The 15,191-nt window shown below is 72.6% G+C and carries 17 protein-coding genes and 2 tRNA genes; 11 read left to right on the top strand and 8 right to left on the bottom strand.

Translation table 11 applies throughout. From position 1 onward, the window contains the following. The 5 genes from F0L17_RS08715 (at position 1) to F0L17_RS08695 (ending at position 4,071) form a co-directional block, all read left to right on the top strand. Positions 1–1,290, top strand: a complete 1,290-nt coding sequence (locus tag F0L17_RS08715; protein WP_420802400.1) for an ROK family protein — start codon at positions 1–3, stop codon at positions 1,288–1,290. Between the two features lie 91 nt (positions 1,291–1,381). Continuing rightward, the gene (locus F0L17_RS08710; protein WP_155070619.1) at positions 1,382–2,161 is read left to right on the top strand and encodes an HAD-IIA family hydrolase; all 780 of its coding nucleotides are present in this window, start codon (positions 1,382–1,384) and stop codon (positions 2,159–2,161) included. Positions 2,162–2,273: 112 nt separating this feature from the next. Next, positions 2,274–3,020 carry a hypothetical protein gene (locus F0L17_RS08705; RefSeq protein WP_155070618.1) on the top strand — a complete coding sequence of 249 codons (747 nt, stop codon included), beginning with the start codon at positions 2,274–2,276 and terminating at the stop codon, positions 3,018–3,020. A 26-nt stretch (positions 3,021–3,046) separates the two neighbouring features. Continuing rightward, positions 3,047–3,751, top strand: a complete 705-nt coding sequence (locus F0L17_RS08700) for a class F sortase (RefSeq protein WP_338018011.1) — start codon at positions 3,047–3,049, stop codon at positions 3,749–3,751. A 167-nt stretch (positions 3,752–3,918) separates the two neighbouring features. Further along, positions 3,919–4,071, top strand: a complete 153-nt coding sequence (locus F0L17_RS08695; protein ID WP_155070617.1) for a hypothetical protein — start codon at positions 3,919–3,921, stop codon at positions 4,069–4,071. Positions 4,072–4,157: 86 nt separating this feature from the next. On the opposite strand, the gene F0L17_RS08690 is transcribed toward F0L17_RS08695, so the two are convergent. Beyond that, positions 4,158–4,231: transfer RNA gene (locus F0L17_RS08690), tRNA-Lys, on the bottom strand. A gap of 149 nt (positions 4,232–4,380) precedes the next feature. Here F0L17_RS08690 and F0L17_RS08685 point away from each other — a divergent pair. The 3 genes from F0L17_RS08685 to F0L17_RS08675 all read left to right on the top strand — a co-directional run bounded on the left by F0L17_RS08685 (position 4,381) and on the right by F0L17_RS08675 (position 6,459). Next, positions 4,381–5,034 carry a nucleoside/nucleotide kinase family protein gene (locus F0L17_RS08685; RefSeq protein WP_155070616.1) on the top strand — a complete coding sequence of 218 codons (654 nt, stop codon included), beginning with the start codon at positions 4,381–4,383 and terminating at the stop codon, positions 5,032–5,034. Between the two features lie 103 nt (positions 5,035–5,137). Continuing rightward, positions 5,138–5,731 (top strand): lytic polysaccharide monooxygenase auxiliary activity family 9 protein, encoded by a 594-nt coding sequence (locus tag F0L17_RS08680; protein ID WP_155070615.1) that lies wholly within the window; start codon positions 5,138–5,140, stop codon positions 5,729–5,731. A gap of 236 nt (positions 5,732–5,967) precedes the next feature. Next, complete coding sequence (locus F0L17_RS08675; RefSeq protein WP_338018010.1) at positions 5,968–6,459, top strand: phospholipase; 492 nt, start codon at positions 5,968–5,970, stop codon at positions 6,457–6,459. A 66-nt stretch (positions 6,460–6,525) separates the two neighbouring features. Here the strand turns inward: F0L17_RS08675 and F0L17_RS08670 are convergent. From F0L17_RS08670 to ehuB, 5 genes are all read right to left on the bottom strand, one after another. Next, positions 6,526–6,599: transfer RNA gene (locus F0L17_RS08670), tRNA-Lys, on the bottom strand. Between the two features lie 133 nt (positions 6,600–6,732). Further along, positions 6,733–7,548, bottom strand: coding sequence for an ectoine/hydroxyectoine ABC transporter ATP-binding protein EhuA (gene ehuA / locus F0L17_RS08665; protein WP_155070613.1), 816 nt, complete (start codon positions 7,546–7,548; stop codon positions 6,733–6,735). After that, positions 7,538–8,188, bottom strand: a complete 651-nt coding sequence (ehuD, locus tag F0L17_RS08660) for an ectoine/hydroxyectoine ABC transporter permease subunit EhuD (RefSeq protein WP_162465972.1) — start codon at positions 8,186–8,188, stop codon at positions 7,538–7,540. Before ehuD ends, ehuA begins: the two co-directional genes overlap by 11 nt. After that, positions 8,185–8,931: an ectoine/hydroxyectoine ABC transporter permease subunit EhuC gene (ehuC, locus tag F0L17_RS08655; protein WP_155070612.1), complete on the bottom strand. Its 747-nt coding sequence runs from the start codon at positions 8,929–8,931 to the stop codon at positions 8,185–8,187. Before ehuC ends, ehuD begins: the two co-directional genes overlap by 4 nt. Continuing rightward, the gene (ehuB, locus tag F0L17_RS08650; protein WP_155070611.1) at positions 8,928–9,884 is read right to left on the bottom strand and encodes an ectoine/hydroxyectoine ABC transporter substrate-binding protein EhuB; all 957 of its coding nucleotides are present in this window, start codon (positions 9,882–9,884) and stop codon (positions 8,928–8,930) included. Before ehuB ends, ehuC begins: the two co-directional genes overlap by 4 nt. Positions 9,885–10,017: 133 nt before the next feature. On the opposite strand from ehuB, the gene F0L17_RS08645 reads away from it, so the two are divergent. After that, positions 10,018–10,518 carry a DUF3830 family protein gene (locus F0L17_RS08645; RefSeq protein WP_155070610.1) on the top strand — a complete coding sequence of 167 codons (501 nt, stop codon included), beginning with the start codon at positions 10,018–10,020 and terminating at the stop codon, positions 10,516–10,518. Here F0L17_RS08645 and F0L17_RS08640 read toward each other — a convergent pair. Together F0L17_RS08640 and F0L17_RS08635 are read right to left on the bottom strand one after the other, a co-directional pair. Continuing rightward, complete coding sequence (locus F0L17_RS08640; RefSeq protein ID WP_155070609.1) at positions 10,499–12,007, bottom strand: amidase; 1,509 nt, start codon at positions 12,005–12,007, stop codon at positions 10,499–10,501. The genes F0L17_RS08645 and F0L17_RS08640 overlap by 20 nt on opposite strands. Continuing rightward, a complete protein-coding gene (locus tag F0L17_RS08635) occupies positions 12,004–13,014 on the bottom strand; it encodes a D-2-hydroxyacid dehydrogenase (RefSeq protein WP_155070608.1) in 1,011 nt (336 codons plus the stop codon). The genes F0L17_RS08640 and F0L17_RS08635 overlap by 4 nt, the downstream gene beginning before the upstream one ends. Positions 13,015–13,248: 234 nt before the next feature. On the opposite strand from F0L17_RS08635, the gene F0L17_RS08630 reads away from it, so the two are divergent. Both F0L17_RS08630 and F0L17_RS08625 read left to right on the top strand, forming a co-directional pair. Continuing rightward, positions 13,249–14,196 carry a maleate cis-trans isomerase family protein gene (locus F0L17_RS08630; RefSeq protein WP_155070607.1) on the top strand — a complete coding sequence of 316 codons (948 nt, stop codon included), beginning with the start codon at positions 13,249–13,251 and terminating at the stop codon, positions 14,194–14,196. Between the two features lie 109 nt (positions 14,197–14,305). After that, positions 14,306–15,034: a maleate cis-trans isomerase family protein gene (locus tag F0L17_RS08625; RefSeq protein ID WP_155070606.1), complete on the top strand. Its 729-nt coding sequence runs from the start codon at positions 14,306–14,308 to the stop codon at positions 15,032–15,034. The last annotated feature ends 157 nt before the right edge of the window (positions 15,035–15,191 follow it).

Genomic DNA, 15,191 nt, shown 5'->3' with positions numbered 1-15,191 from the left:
GTGACCCACGACTGCCCCGGCGACCGCCCCGCGTCCCGCACCGGACTGTCCGGCGCCGTGAACCTGCCCGCCCTGCGCGGCCACAACGCCGCTCTCGTCCTGGACCTGCTGCGCGCCGCGGGAGAGACGGGCGCGAGCCGACCGGAGCTGGCCGAGGGCACGGGGCTGACCCCGCAGGCCGTCAGCAAGATCACCGCTCGGCTGCGGGACGCGGGTCTGGTGGCCGAGGCCGGCCGGCGCCCCTCGACGGGGGGCAAGCCGCGCACGGTGTGGCGGCTGGTGCGCGACGCCCGCCACGCGGTGGGACTCCACCTGGAACGCGACGAGCTCACCGCCGTCCTGCTGGACCTGCTCGGCGGTCCGGTCGCCGTCCACCGGGTCCCCTTCGACCTGGGCGCGCCCCCCGAACGTGCCCTGGACGCGGCGGTGGACGCGGTGCGCGCGCTGCCCCTCCCGCGCCCCCTGTCCCGCCCCCTCCCGCACGCGCCGGTCGCGCCGGTCGCGTCGGGAGCCCCCGGAGTCGGGGGCGCCGCAGCGGGGGTGTTGGGCGTGGGAGTGGCCTGCCCCGGTCCCCTGGACCACCACACGGGGGTGCTGGGCAGGGTCACCGGGTTCCCCCAGTGGAACGGCCGGCCGCTGAGGGACGCCCTCGCCGGGCGCCTCGGGCTTCCGGTCGCGCTGGACAAGGACACCAACGCGGCCGCGCTCGGGCTCGCCCTGCGCGCCGGGAGCGGCGGCACGAGCGGTACGGGCGGCCCGGGCGACGCGAGCGGCTCCGCCGGTGACTCGTTCGCCTATCTGCACCTGGGCACCGGCCTGGGCGCCGGACTCGTCCTGGGCGGGAGGCTGTACCGGGGGGCGCGCACCGGTGCCGGGGAGTTCGGCCACCAGGTCGTCCAGCTCGACGGCGGTCCGAGGTGCGGCTGCGGCGGCCGCGGCTGTCTGGAGGCGCTGTGCCTGGCCGCCGTCGCGCGGGGCGACGCCGCCGGGGCGGCCCGCGTCCTGGGCACCGGCGCCGCGGGCCTGGCCGGGCTGTTGGACGTCGACCGTGTGGTGCTCGGCGGCCGCACCGTGCTGGCCGATCCCGAGCCGTACCGCGCGGGCGTCGCGGCCGTCCTCGCCGAACGGGCCGCGCGCACCGACGGCCGTGCCGTACCGGTCTCGGTGGCACCCGACGGCGACCGACTGGTCGCGGACGGCGCCGCGCATCTGGTCCTGGCCCCGGTCTTCGGCCGGCTCGAACAGGGAAGTCGACCATGGAGGGGTCCCCGAGGGGCGGCCAGTGGCTAGGCTGGGGCCGTCGGCGCAGCACGGCGCGGTGCCGCCGCACCCACAGCCGTACCCGCACAGGCGCAGTGCGTACGACGATCAGGAGTGACGAATGGCGGAGCGCAAGCCGATCGAGTCGTGGCTCACCGACATGGACGGGGTCCTCGTCCACGAGGGCGTGCCGATCCCGGGGGCCGACGCCTTCATCAAGCGGTTGAGGGAGTCGGGCAGGCCGTTCCTGGTGCTGACGAACAACTCGATCTACACGCCCCGTGACCTGCACGCCCGCCTCAGGCGCATGGGGTTGGAGATCCCGGTCGAGAACATCTGGACCTCCGCCCTGGCCACCGCCCGGTTCCTGGAGGAGCAGCGCCCGAACGGCACCGCGTACGTCATCGGCGAGGCGGGACTGACCACCGCCCTCCACGACATCGGGTACATCCTCACCGACACCGACCCGGACTACGTGGTCCTCGGCGAGACCCGCACCTACAGCTTCGAGGCCCTCACCAAGGCGATCCGGCTGATCAACGGGGGCGCGCGGTTCATCGCCACCAACCCCGACGAGACCGGCCCTTCCACCGAGGGAGCGCTGCCCGCCACCGGCTCGGTCGCGGCGCTGATCACCAAGGCCACCGGGCGCGAACCGTACTTCGTCGGCAAGCCCAACCCGTTGATGATGCGCGCCGGGCTCAACGTCATAGGGGCCCACTCCGAGACCAGCGCGATGATCGGCGACCGGATGGACACCGACGTGCTGGCCGGGCTGGAGGCGGGGATGGAGACCTTCCTCGTCCTCACCGGGCTGACGCGCCCGGCCGACGTCGACCGCTTCCCCTTCCGCCCCTCGACGGTCGTCGACTCGATCGCGGACCTGGTCGAGCGGGTCTGAGGCCGCCCGGCCACGGGCGGCGGGCGCCCGAACGGAGCAGTGTCCCGCGGTGCCGGGATGCGCCCGGGGACGGGGCGGCGGATCTTCGGGAGTACCGACCCGGAGGTTCGACATGGGCATCTTCCGCACCGCACGACCCGCTCCGCGCGTCCGCACGGTGGCGCTCACCGTCCTGGCCGCGGTCCTGTCCGCCGCTCCCGCGGCGGCCGTCCCGAGCCCGGACCCCGGCGCCGGACCCTCCCGTTCGGCCGACGCCCGGACGGCGGAGGGCGGTGCGAGGGGGACCGACGCGGAGGTCGAGCTGCGGGTGACGCCCGCGCGGGCCCGTCCCGGCGCCGAGATCGAACTGCGGCTGCCGTCCTGTGGGGGCGCGGTGGTGACCGCCCGGTCGGAGGCGTTCGTCACCGACGCGTTGTTGTCCCCGGCGCCCGGCGGAGGGCTGCGCGGCGAGGCGGTCGTCCGGTCGGACGCCGAGGAGAAGGACCACGGGATCACCGTGGAGTGCGCGGGGGTCCGGGTCACCGGCCGGGTGACCGTCCACCGCGGAGCGTCGGGCTCCGGTTCTCCCCCGCCCCCGCCGCACGGGGAGGACCACCCCTCCGCCCACGGCACCCTTCCGCCCACCGGACCGGCCGAGAGCCCCGTCGCTCCCGTCCCCGCAGGAGGCGGTGGCGCCGCCGGGGAGGCGCCCGGCGGCGCCGGAGCGGGGAGCGCCGAGGACACCTCGGATGCCGGACCGGGCGCCCTCCACACCGCCCTGGGCCTCGGTCTGGCGGGCACCGTCACCCTGATCGCCGTCCGCAGGGCCGTGCTCCAACGCCGCCGCGCCGCCGAGGGCACCGACGGCGGCGACGGCTGACCCGGGCCGCCGCGGAGGCGAGAACCGTGTACGACGACGTCCTGGCGCGGGAACCGCGCACGAGCGCCGGAGGACGCCTGGTCGCCCTGGTGGTGTGGACGGTGCTGCTGCTGGGGGTGTGGTGGTGGGGGCGTGAGCTGACCGACCCCACCCCCGCCCCGTCCCCCGCGCCCCCCGCCGTGTCCGCCGTCCCGCCCGACGGATCGGCGCGCGGCGGGGCGGGGATGGGCCGGGCGCTCCCGCCGGCCCGGGAGCCGCTGCCCGGGTCCGAACCCCGACGCGTGGAGGTCGAGGCCGCGGGCGTCGACGCCCGGGTCGTGGCGCGCGGGCTGGACGGCCACGGCGCGGTCGAGCCACCGCCGATGACGGAGCCCGACCTGGTCGGCTGGTACGAGGACGGCGCCGCGCCCGGCGCCGAGGGCGTGGCGGTGCTGGTGGGTCATCTGGACACCGACACCGGGACGGCGGTCTTCCACCGCCTGCCCTCCGTGCGCCCCGACGACCGGGTCCGGGTGGCGCGCGCGGACGGCACGGTCGCGGAGTTCACCGTCGAGGAGGTCGCCACCGCCGAGCGCGAGGGCTTCGACCCGGACGAGGTCTACGGACCCCGTCGCCCCGGGCGTGCCGAACTGCGCCTGATCACCTGTACCGGGGAGTTCGACCGGGAGGACGGCTCCTACACCGCCAACCTGGTGGTGTCGGCCTACCTCACCGGTGTCCGGCCCGCGTGAGGACCGGGCGCCCGGGAGGGGCGAACCGTTGCGCCGCGCCCGCCGGGTGTCCGCACGGGTGAATCCGGGACGATACCGGTGACCGGAGGGGAGCGCCGGGGATTGAACGTCCGGGGGCGCGGTACCCGGACGCCGAGACCCCAGGACACGGAGGCTGTCGTTCCGCCATGTATGACACAGCTGAACCGGAAGCCGAGGACAGGCCCGCCACAGCGCGGCTGCACGAGGGGCTGCCGCTCCTGCTGCCGCCGCTGTTGCGTCTGGCGGGGGACGGCGACGAGGACGAGGGCGAACAGCACATCTGCCGCGGCATCGACTGACCTCGCGCGGACCGCCGCGGCCGGCGGCCGTTCCCGGCGGAACGCGATCGGGCCCACCGCACACGCGGTGGGCCCGATCGGAGAGGTACGCCGCCAGGGACTCGAACCCCGGACCCGCTGATTAAGAGTCAGCTGCTCTAACCAACTGAGCTAGCGGCGCCCGCAGGGACATCGCTCCGCGCCGAGGCGCGGAGAATCATGCCCGCCTGCTGTGACCAGCATACCCGACGTCGGGCGGTGCTCTGTCCACGGTCGCCGGGGGGGACGGGGCGAACAGGACGGGTGGGGACGGGGCGCTAGGTTCCCGCCATGCGTACCGGTGAGTTGATGGATCTGGCGTGGCGACTGGTGGAGGGCGAAGGGGGGAGGGCGCGGGCCGTGCTCGGTCTGGCCGGTCCACCCGGAGCGGGGAAGTCCACCCTGGCCCGCGTGCTGGTGGACGAGCTGCGGCGACGGCACGGCCCCGACGCCGCCGCGTACGTGCCGCTGGACGGCTTCCACCTGTCGAACGCCCAGTTGGACCGGCTCGGGCTGGTCTCCCGGAAGGGGTCGCCGCCCACTTTCGACGTCCACGGGTACGCCGCCCTGCTGCGGCGCCTGGCGGACCGGCCCGGCCACGACGTCTACGTGCCCGACTTCGACCGGAGCCTGGACGAGCCCGTCGCGGCCCGGCACGTGGTCGGCCCCGGGGTCCGGCTGGTGGTGACCGAGGGGAACTACCTGGCCTGCGACCTGCCCGGCTGGTCCGCGGCGCGGGAGTGGATCGACGAGCTGTGGTACGTGGACGCCGACGCGGACGAGCGTCGTCGGCGGCTGGTGGAGCGGCAGCTCGCGGGGGGCCGTACCGAGGGAGGGGCTCGGGCGTGGGTCGAGGGAAACGACATGCCCAACGCCGAAGTCGTCGAGTCCTCCAGGGACTCGGGGTGGGTGAAGCGAGTGTTCCATTGGTCTGGACATGACTAGAAGGAAGGGTTACGGTCACCTTGGTCTAGACCGCAAACCGCAACCCCCTCCTGTGCCGCCTCCCCGCGGATCCTCAGGAACCCCCCATGTCCAGGAGTGAAGGATGCGCAAGAAGATCACCACCGCGCTGCTCGGTCTCGGTGTGGCCGCGACGACCGTGCTCGCCACCGGCGGCAGCGCCCAGAGCCACGGCTACACCCAGTCGCCCACCAGCCGGCAGGCGCACTGCGCCAACGGGACCGTCTCGAACTGCGGCGGGATCCAGTGGGAGCCGCAGAGCGTCGAGGGGCCCAAGGGCTTCCCGGCCGCCGGGCCGGCCGACGGACGGATCTGCTCGGGCGGCAACTCCCGCTTCGCACAACTGGACGACCCGCGCGGCGGCAACTGGCCCACCACGAACCTCACCCCCGGCCAGGGCTTCACCTTCACCTGGAAGATGACGGCGCGGCACAGCACCACCGACTTCCGTTACTACATCACCAAGAACGGCTGGGACCCGACCAAGCCGCTCACCCGGGCCGACCTGGAGCCCTACCCCTTCATGACGGTGCACATGGGCGGCCGCCAGCCCTCCTCCACCGAGAGCCACCAGGGCAGCGTCCCGACCAACAAGTCCGGCAGGCACCTGATCCTGGGCGTCTGGAACGTCCACGACACGGCCAACGCCTTCTACGCCTGCTCCGACGTGAAGTTCTGAGCCGCGCCGAGTGAGGAAGGGGCGGCCCCGACGGGGCCGCCCCTTTCGGTCCCTTCCGTCCGGACAGGCGTCATCCGTCTGTCATGTTCATGGAAAAGATTCGGCCAACGGAGGAGAGGAACCGGCCATGCGGCCGGCGCCGTGCATGGGGCTCCGGGGCGTGGGCGATATCCCCGCCGAAAGGATCGCCAAGATCGCCGTCCCGCCGTTCCGGCGGGCCCCCATCGGAGGTTCCCGTGCGCCGTCGATTTGTCGTGTCCATGATTGTCGGTTCCCTGGCCCTGCCCGCCGTGCTGGTGTCGGCGGGCCCCGCCGCCTCGGCTCCCGCCGACAAGTCCCGGGTCCTCGGCAGTTGGACCCAGACCAGCGCGAGCAGTTACAACGCCTGGCTCTCGGCGAGAAACAACCAGTCGGCCTGGAGCGCCTACGGCTTCGACTGGTCCACCGACTACTGCAGCACCTCGCCCGACAACCCCTTCGGCTTCCCCTTCGGCACCGCCTGCGCCCGCCACGACTTCGGCTACCGCAACTACAAGGCCATGGGGGCCTTCAGCGCCAACAAGGCGCGCCTGGACGACGCCTTCCACGCGGACCTCAAGCGGGTGTGCGCCCGCTACAGCGGCGCGACCAGGACGTCCTGCGACAGCACGGCCTGGGTCTACTACCAGGCCGTCGACAAGTTCGGGAACACCCCGGCGGCGGACGCCGGCCGCGACACCCGGAGCTGACGCGTCCCGGAGGCACCCGGACGCGACGGAGGCCCCTCGCGCCGGCGAGGGGCCTTCCGTTTCCGGTGCGCCGCCAGGGACTCGAACCCCGGACCCGCTGATTAAGAGTCAGCTGCTCTAACCAACTGAGCTAGCGGCGCCTGGTCGGCAGCGGCCCGCGAGAAGCTCGTGGGGCGCGCTGTCCGGAACCATACTACCCGCTCCGGGGAGCGCCCTTGACCACGCGCGCCGGCCGTGGCCCCGACGGGGGCCACGGCCGGCACGGTCGCGGGATCACAGGATCGCGCTCAGGAACTCCCTGGTGCGCTCGTGGTCCGGGTCGTTGAAGATCTTCTCCGGCGGGCCGGACTCGATCACCTTGCCCTCGTTGAACATCAGCACGTCGTCGGAGATGTCGCGGGCGAAGTTCATCTCGTGGGTCACGACCAGCATGGTGATGTCGGTGGTGTGCGCGATGTCCCGCAGGACGTCCAGCACGCCGGCCACCAGCTCGGGGTCGAGCGCCGAGGTGACCTCGTCCAGCAGCAGCACCTTGGGGCGCATGGCCAGCGCGCGGGCGATGGCCACGCGCTGCTGCTGACCGCCGGAGAGCTGCGTGGGGTACTTGTCGAGGTGCTCGGTCAGCCCGACCAGCTCCAGCAGCTCGCGGGCCCGCTGGTCGGCCTCGTCCTTGCTCATCCCCAGCACGTGGACGGGCGCCTCGGTGATGTTCCGCAGCACCTTCATGTTGGGGAAGAGGTTGAACTGCTGGAAGACCATGCCGATCTTCTTGCGCACCTCGCGGACGTGCTTCTCGCCCGCCGGGACGAGCCGGCCGCCCCTCTCCTCGTGGGTGAGGTAGTCGCCGTCGACGGTGATGGTGCCCTCGTCGGGCTTCAGCAGCGTCATCAACAGCCGCAGGATCGTGGTCTTGCCCGATCCGGAGGGGCCGATGAGGGTGACGTGCTTGCCCGCGGACACGTTGAACTCCAACTGGTCCAGCACGACGTGGTCGCCGAAGCGCTTGGTGACCTTGTCGAAGCGAATCAGCTCGCGACCGTCCGCGGCGGTGTTTCCGGTGGCCTTCTCGGGTGTGGTGTCAGCGGGCAAGACGACGCTCCAGGGCTCGGATGAGGAGGGAAGCCGGGTAGGCGATGACGATGAAGGCGATGCCGACGACGGTGATCGGCTCCAGGAGGCGGAAGGTCTCGGCGCCGTAGGCGCGGGCCTCGCCGAGCATCTCCAGGGCGCCGATGATCGCGATCAGCGGCGAGTCCTTCAGCATGGCGATCACGTAGTTGCCCAGCGCGGGCACCACGCGGCGGATCGCCTGCGGCAGGATCACGGCCGTCCAGGTGCGCACCGGCGGCAGGCTGAGGGCGGTGGCCGCCTCCCACTGTCCCTTGGGCACGCCGTCGATGCCGGCCCGGTAGACCTCGGCGGTGTACGTCGAGTAGTGCAGGCCGAGGCCGATCACACCCGTCATCAGCGGGGTCATCGCCGGTCCCCACTCGGGGACCACGTAGAAGAGGAAGAACAGCTGCACCAGCAGCGGGGTGTTGCGGACGAACTCGGTGACCGCGGTCACCGGCATCCGGATCCAGGCCTTGTCGGACCGCTGCGCGATGGCCCACACCAGTCCGAGGGAGAAGGCCAGCAGGGACCCCAGCACCAGCGCCTGGAGGGTGACGAGCACCCCGTCCCAGAAGCGCGGCATGAAGTCCGAGACGACGTCCCAGTCCCAGTTCACTTGTCGCCCCCCGTGATGGTCGCCGTCCCGGTGACGGGGTCGGCGGTCGTCGTCCGTGCGCGCAGCCCGCCCAGCAGGCCGCCGCGCGGCGGCGCCTGCCCGATGCCGGCCTTGGCCTTCCGCTCCAGCAGCCGCATGCCGCGGGTGATGACGAAGGCGAGCACGAAGTACATCAGCAGCAGGAGCGTGTAGATCGGGGCGCTCTCATTGGTGGTGAACCGGATGAGGTTGGCCGCGAAGGTCATGTCGGCGACGCTGATCACCGAGACCAGCGCGGTGCCCTTCAGCAGCTCGATGGAGAGGTTGTTGAAGGGCGGGACCATCTCCGGCCACGCCTGCGGCAGCTCGATGCGCCGCAGCCGCTGCCAGCGGGTGAAGCTCAGGGCGATGCCGGCCTCGCGCTGGGCGGGGGAGACCGCCGCCAGCGCCCCGCGCACGACCTCCGAGCCGTACGCCCCGTAGGTCAGACCCAGCGCCAGCACACCCGCCCACATGGGGACGAGCTGCCAGCCGAAGGCGATCGGCAGCGCGAAGAACAACCAGAACATGAAGACCAGCGCCGACGCGCCGCGGAAGATCTCGAAGTAGGCACCCGACAGGAAGCGCACGATCCACAGGTCCGAGCTCCGCATGATGCCGACGGCGAAGGAGACGGCGGCGGCCAGCGCCGCGCCGTAGACCGTCACCTGGATGGTGATCCAGATGCCGGGCAGCATGTAGGACTCCCACAGGGCCCAGGTCATGAGGCGCACAGCTCCTTCGCGGTCAGGTCGGTCATCTCGTCCTCGGTGAAACCGAAGGGCTTGACGATCTCCAGCAGCTCACCGCTCTGCTTGAGCTTGCGCAGCTCCCGGTTGAAGGCGTCGCGCAGGTCCGTGGAGGTGGGCCGGAAGGCGAAGCCGCCCGCGCCGACCGCGGGCTCGCCGTCCACGACGGGCTGGAAGGGCTCGGTGGCCTCGGCCCGGTTGCTGCCCTCGACCACCTGGCGGACGGTCAGGGAGGTGCCGGCGAACACGTCCACGCGGCCCTGCTCGACGGCCGCCAGACCGGCGACCTGGTCGGGGAGGATGAGGATGTCGTCGCGCGGGACGCCGTTGGCCACCGCGTAGTCGATCTCGGCGTACGCGGTGCCGCTCGCCATTCTGGCGTTCTTCTCGACGATGTCCTGGTAGGTGTACAGGCCCTTCGGATTGCCCTTGCGGACGATGAAGGCGTCGAGCATGACGTATTCGGGATCCGAGAAGATCACCTGCTCGCACCGCTCCGGTGTGATGTACATGCCCGCGGAGACCACATCGAACTGCTGCGAGCGCAGTCCCGGGATCAGCGAGCCGAACTCGGTCGGCACCGGGACGACGTTCTCCACCCCCAGCCGCTTGAAGATGACCTTCGCGATCTCCGGAGCCTCACCGGTCAACTCGCCCTGCTTGTTGATGTAGCCGTAGGGCACCTCGCCCGCGATCCCCACGCGGACGGTGCCCTGTCCCCTCAGCCGTTTCAGCAGGCTCTCGTGGCCCTCGCCGACCTCCGGCACCCGGCTGCACCCGGCCGCCGCGCCCATCACGCCCGCGGCGCCGACGGCGCCCAGGCCCGCCAGCAGCGAGCGGCGGCTTATTCCCCCGAAGGATCTGTTCCGATTACTGGGACTCTCGTGGATGTCCGTTTTTTCTCTCTCGTTCCTTTGTGGTGGAGCCATGGGCGCGCCACTACCCCGCTTCTCGGAAAATATGCCAGTCGTTTCCGGCCCTTGATGTGGCTGTTGCGGGGTTGACCGCACAGCGTGACCACTGCGTCAGTATTGACGGGGAAATCAACGGACAGGAGGCGAAATGACAGACCGTTTCATCGAAGTTTCACTCGACAAGAGGGGAGTGCGCTGCACCGCGAAGCTCCTCGACGACCGCGCGCCCGTCACCTGCGACGCGGTGTGGAACGCCCTTCCGCTGGGCGGGGACGTCTACCACGCCAAGTACGCGCGCAACGAGATCTACACGCTCCTGCCGGCGTTCGCGCCCGACGAGCCGCCGCTGGAGAACCCCACGATCACGCCCATCCCGGGCGACCTGTGCTACTTCACCTTCACCGACACCCAGCTCGGCACCGCCTCGTACGGCTACGAGGACGACGCCGGGCACCGGGGGAGGAAGACGGTGGTGGACCTGGCGCTGTTCTACGAGCGCAACAACCTGTTGATCAACGGGGACGCCGGGTGGGTGCCCGGGATCGTCTGGGGCTCGGTCGTGGACGGGCTGGACCGGATGGCCGACGCCTGCCAGGACCTGTGGCGGGCCGGAGCCCTGGGCGAGACCCTCACCTTCCGCAGGGCCTGAGCCCGGGGCCGGGGTCCGGGCCCGGGGCCGCGTCGGGCCCCGGCTCGGGCCCCGGCTCGGGCCCCGGGCCCCCGGAGGCACCGTCCGCGAGCGGCCGGGGCGGCGGGACGTCGGCGACCCCCGCCCCGTACAGCGCGTGCGCCGCGCGCAGCACCAGCGCGTCGGCGTGCCGCGCGCCCACCAGTTGCACGCCCACCGGCAGCCCGCGGCCGTCCACCCCGCAGGGCACCGACGCGGCCGGCTGCTGGGTCATGTTGAAGGGGTGGGTGAACGGGGTCCATCCCGTCCAGCGGGCGTACGGCGAGCCCGGCGGGACCTCGCCCCCCAGCTCGAAGGCGGTGATCGGCAGCGTCGGGGTGACCAGCAGGTCGTACCGGGTGTGGAAGACGCCCGCGAGCCGGCCCATCGCCATCCGCACGTCCACCGCCGCCAGGTAGTCCAGGGCACTGTAGGACGCGCCCTGGTCGCAGACCTCCCGCAGGCCCGGGTCCAGCAGCGCCCGCCGCTCGTCGTCCAGGTGCTGGGTGACGCGGGCGGCGCCGCTGAACCACAGGGTGTGGAAGGACTCCACCGCGTCGGGCAGTCCCGGATCCGCCTCCTCCACGCGCGCGCCCAGCTTCTCCAGCGCCTCCACGGCCCGCCGCACCGCCGCCGCGACCTCGGGGTCGACCGTCACCCGGCCGCCGAGGTCGGGCGAGTACGCCACCCGCAGCCCCGCGACCCCCTCGTCCAGCCCGTCGCGGAAGCTGCCCGGCACCGGCCCCAACTGCGACCAGTCCCGGGCGTCGGGACCGGTGATCACGTCCATCAGCAGCGCCGCGTCCCGTGCGTCGCGCGTCATCGGGCCGACGTGCGCGAGCGTCCCGTAGGCACTGGCCGGGTACAGCGGCACCCGTCCGTAGGTCGGCTTCAGCGCGAAGATCCCGCAGAAGGAGGCGGGGATGCGCACCGACCCCCCGCCGTCGGTGCCCAGGCTCAGCGGTCCGGCTCCCAGGGCCACCGCCGCCGCGCTGCCACCGCTGGAGCCGCCCGCGGTGAGCGACGGATCGTACGGATTGCCCGTCGCGCCGTGCCGCGGGCTGTCGGTGACGCCCTTCCAGCCGAACTCCGGGGTGGTCGTCTTGCCGGTGAACACCGCGCCGTGCTCGCGCAGCCGGGCCACCGCCGGGGCGTCCTCGTCCCACGGCCCGTCGGTACGGACGGTGCGGGAACCGCGCAGCGTCGGGCCGCCGCGCAGCAGCAGGATGTCCTTCACCGACACCGGCACCCCGTCCAGCAGGCCGGCCGGCTCCCCGCGCCGCCACCGTTCGGCCGACTCGGCGGCCTGCCGCGTCGCCTCCTCGGCGTCGATCCGCACGAAGGCGTTCACCAGCGGCTGGATCTCCTCGGTCCGCTCCAGTACGGCGCGGACCACCTCCACGGGCGTGAACTCCCCGCGGGCGTACCCCGCCACGAGCCGGGCCGCGGTCAGGGTGGTGGGATCGGTCATCGTGCGCTCCTGTCCGGGACGTAACCGAGCTGTTTGTCGACGACGTTGAGGAGCGGCTCGCCGGCCGCCCAGCGGTCGAAGTTCTCGCGGAACTGTCGGGCGAGGTCGTCGCGCCAGCCGACGGTGTCGCCGCTCATGTGCGGGGAGACCAGCAGGCCGGGGACGTCCCACAACGGGCTGTCGGCGGGCAGCGGCTCGTCCGCGAAGACGTCCAGCGCCGCGCCCCCCAGGTGTCGGGAGAGCAGCGCCCGCACCAGGTCCTCCTGCACCACGTGCGCGCCGCGTCCGACGTTGACGAAACGGGCTCCGCGCCTCATCCGGGAGAACGCGGCGGCGTCGAACATCCCGGCGGTCCGCGGGGTGAGGGGCGCCGCGCACACCACCCAGTCGGCGGTGGGCAGCAGGTCGTGGAGCGAGTCGGCGGCGTGCACCTTTTCGAATTCCGGATCGTCGTCCCGTTCCCGGCGGCCCACCAGTTCGACCTCGACACCGAGTGCCAGAAGAGTTCTGCCGATTGCCCGGCCGATCGGACCCGAACCTACGACAATCGCGTGAGTCCCGGAGATCCGCACGGTCTCCCGGTGCCGCCAGCGGCGTTGACGTTGCAATTCCCAGCTTCCGTGAAAATCTTTGGCCAAAGCCAGGACGAGGCCGGCGGTGTATTCGGCGATCGGCTGGTCGAAGATCCCCCGCGCATTGGTGATCACGGTGTCCGAGGCGACGAGTTCCGGACAGGCCAGCAGCCGGTCCACACCGGCGCTGGCGGTGTGCACCCAGCCCGGCCGCGGTCCCGGCCCCGGCCAGGCGTGGCGCACGGCGTCGGAGGCGAAGTCCCATACCAGGAGGGCGTCGGCGGTCGGCAGCGAATCCGCCAGCGACTTCTCGTCGACGTACCGCACCCGGGCGCGGCCGGCGAGTCGGTCGAGGTCCGGCGGGGGAACGTCCCCGGGGGCGTCCGGATCGCCGCCGAGGACGAGGAGGCGGGGCGGATCGGTGTTTTCTGACATGGGCGGGAAACCGTTTCGCAACGAGGGATCAACGAAGGTCGGAAAGCATGGGAGTTACGCGCGCGAAGGCGTCGGGACACCGTTCGGAGGTACGAATCGGCGGAAGGATTGACCACGGTAGGGACCGGTAACTACCTTCGTCAACGAAGGCATCTGTCCCGGCGTCCCGGCGGCTTCCGCCGGTTTTCCCGTCATCGGCCCTCGGCCGCCCCATACCCTCTTTTAGGGGTGCTCATGGATGTCTCGTTCCTCGGTGGGCCACACCCGCAGCGCGGAGTGGGTGTCGTCGCTCCCTTCGACTTCGCCCTCGATCGCGAACTGTGGCGATGGGTGCCCGACGACGTCTCCCTGCATCTGACGCGGACACCGTTCGTCCCCGTCGAGGTGAGCCTGGACCTGGCCCGGCTGGTCAGTGAGCACCAGACCCTGCGGGAGGCCGTCCAGGCGTTGTGCGCCGTGGCGCCCGAGGTGGTGGCGTACGCCTGTACGTCCGGTTCGTTCGTGGGCGGCGCCGCCGGGGAGCGGGCCATGTGCGCGGCCATGGAACTGGCCGGGGAGGCTCCCTCGCTCACCACCTCCGGCGCGCTGTTGGAGGCGCTGGAGGAACTCGACGCGCGGCGGGTCGCCGTCGTCACCCCGTACACCAGGTCGGTGACGGACGCGTTGGGCACGTTCCTGGGCGAGGCCGGGATCGAGGTCACCGGCCGCAGCTACCTCGGACTGACCCGGGAGATCTGGCGGGTGCCGTACCGCGACGTGGTCGACATGGCCCGCCGGGCCGTGGTGGGCGCGCCCGACGCCCTCTTCATCAGTTGCACCAACCTGCCGACCTACGACGTGATCCCGCAGTTGGAGGCGGAGTTGCGGATGCCGGTGCTCTCCGCCAACCAGGTCACCGTCTGGTCCGCGCTGCGGCGCATCGGCAAGCAGGCGGTGGGGCCCTACCAGGCGTTGCTGGACGCGGTGGCGCGCCGCGGTCCGGCGTCGATGTCGGCGCCGCCGCTCTCCTCCGCGCCGCCGGCCGCACCACCCTCGCTGCCGACCCCGGCCATGGAGCCCACTCCGCTCGGACCGGAACCGGAGGCGGCCCTGGCGGGATCGGCGTACGAGTCGGTGGAGAGGGCCGAGGGGCTGGAACCGCCGACCTTCCCGGACGATCCCGGCGGCCGGCCGGGCCTGTGAGGCCCGCCCGTCCCGCCGCGCACGCGCACACGCTCGTGCGCGCACACCGCCCGCACGCCCCGACGTCCCGGGAACGGCCCGGGAACGACCGCAGCAGCAGGAGGACTGGATGACGGACACGGTCGGCTTCCTCTACCCCGGCCACTCGGCCGAGGACGAGTACCCGAGGCTGGAGGCGATCCTCGGCGAGGTGGGCGCGGCGGTCCGACTGCCGCTGGTGCACACCGACATCGGCGAGGACGCGCACCGCGTGGACGCCCTGCTGGAGATGGGCTCGGTGGCCCGGTTGGCCGCCGCGGTGGGGGAGTTGAGGGAGTCGGGGGCGCAGGCGGTGGTGTGGGCCTGTACCAGTGCCAGTTTCGTCTTCGGCTGGGAGGGCGCGCACGAGCAGGTGCGCGAACTCTCCGCACGGGCCGGGCTCCCCGCCTCCAGCACCTCCTTCGCCTTCGCCCGCGCGGTGCGGGCCCTGGACGTGGCGCGGGTGGCCGTCGCCGCCACCTACCCCGAGGACGTGGCCGAGCACTTCAGGGCCTTCCTCAAGGAGGCCGGTGCCGAGATCGTCTCGGTGCGCGGCGCCGGGATCGTCACCGCGGCCGAGGTCGGCACCTGGGGACGGGAGGAGGTGCTCGCCCTGGCGCGGGCGGGCGACCACCCCGACGCCGATGCCGTGCTGCTGCCCGACACCGCCCTGCACACCGCCGATCGGATCCCCGAGCTGGAGGAGGAGTTGGGCAAGCCGGTCCTCACCGCCAACCAGGTCACCGTCTGGGAGGGACTGCGGCTGTTGGACCGCACCGTCGTCTGCCCCGCCCTGGGCACGCTCTTCACCCGGGGGTGACCGGGGGCGCCCGGCTCGGTGACGCCGGTCACCGCCGCGGGCGCGGAGGCGGTGGCGGGAATAACGGACGGGCTTCGGGGGCTGTCTCCTTCCGTCGTCCGCCGCGCGGCCGCGCACGGCGGCGCGGTACGGCGGGCGACGACGCAGAAGCACCATG

Origin of the sequence: Streptomyces taklimakanensis (assembly GCF_009709575.1) — a bacterium.
In the GTDB taxonomy this organism is placed as follows: Bacteria; Actinomycetota; Actinomycetes; order Streptomycetales; family Streptomycetaceae; genus Streptomyces; species Streptomyces taklimakanensis.
Note: the sequence above shows the minus strand (reverse complement) of the source record. Positions and strands in the feature narration are given on the sequence as shown.

What these genes read in the sequence shown, in the direction of transcription:
- F0L17_RS08710 (WP_155070619.1), top strand. Translation starts at nt 1,382, where the DNA reads ATGGCGGAGCGCAAGCCGATCGAGTCGTGGCTCACCGACATGGACGGG.
- F0L17_RS08705 (WP_155070618.1), top strand. Translation starts at nt 2,274, where the DNA reads ATGGGCATCTTCCGCACCGCACGACCCGCTCCGCGCGTCCGCACGGTG.
- F0L17_RS08695 (WP_155070617.1), top strand. Translation starts at nt 3,919, where the DNA reads ATGTATGACACAGCTGAACCGGAAGCCGAGGACAGGCCCGCCACAGCG.
- F0L17_RS08685 (WP_155070616.1), top strand. Translation starts at nt 4,381, where the DNA reads ATGCGTACCGGTGAGTTGATGGATCTGGCGTGGCGACTGGTGGAGGGC.
- F0L17_RS08680 (WP_155070615.1), top strand. Translation starts at nt 5,138, where the DNA reads ATGCGCAAGAAGATCACCACCGCGCTGCTCGGTCTCGGTGTGGCCGCG.
- ehuC (WP_155070612.1), bottom strand. Translation starts at nt 8,931, where the DNA reads ATGACCTGGGCCCTGTGGGAGTCCTACATGCTGCCCGGCATCTGGATC.
- ehuB (WP_155070611.1), bottom strand. Translation starts at nt 9,884, where the DNA reads ATGGCTCCACCACAAAGGAACGAGAGAGAAAAAACGGACATCCACGAG.
- F0L17_RS08645 (WP_155070610.1), top strand. Translation starts at nt 10,018, where the DNA reads ATGACAGACCGTTTCATCGAAGTTTCACTCGACAAGAGGGGAGTGCGC.
- F0L17_RS08640 (WP_155070609.1), bottom strand. Translation starts at nt 12,007, where the DNA reads ATGACCGATCCCACCACCCTGACCGCGGCCCGGCTCGTGGCGGGGTAC.
- F0L17_RS08635 (WP_155070608.1), bottom strand. Translation starts at nt 13,014, where the DNA reads ATGTCAGAAAACACCGATCCGCCCCGCCTCCTCGTCCTCGGCGGCGAT.
- F0L17_RS08630 (WP_155070607.1), top strand. Translation starts at nt 13,249, where the DNA reads ATGGATGTCTCGTTCCTCGGTGGGCCACACCCGCAGCGCGGAGTGGGT.
- F0L17_RS08625 (WP_155070606.1), top strand. Translation starts at nt 14,306, where the DNA reads ATGACGGACACGGTCGGCTTCCTCTACCCCGGCCACTCGGCCGAGGAC.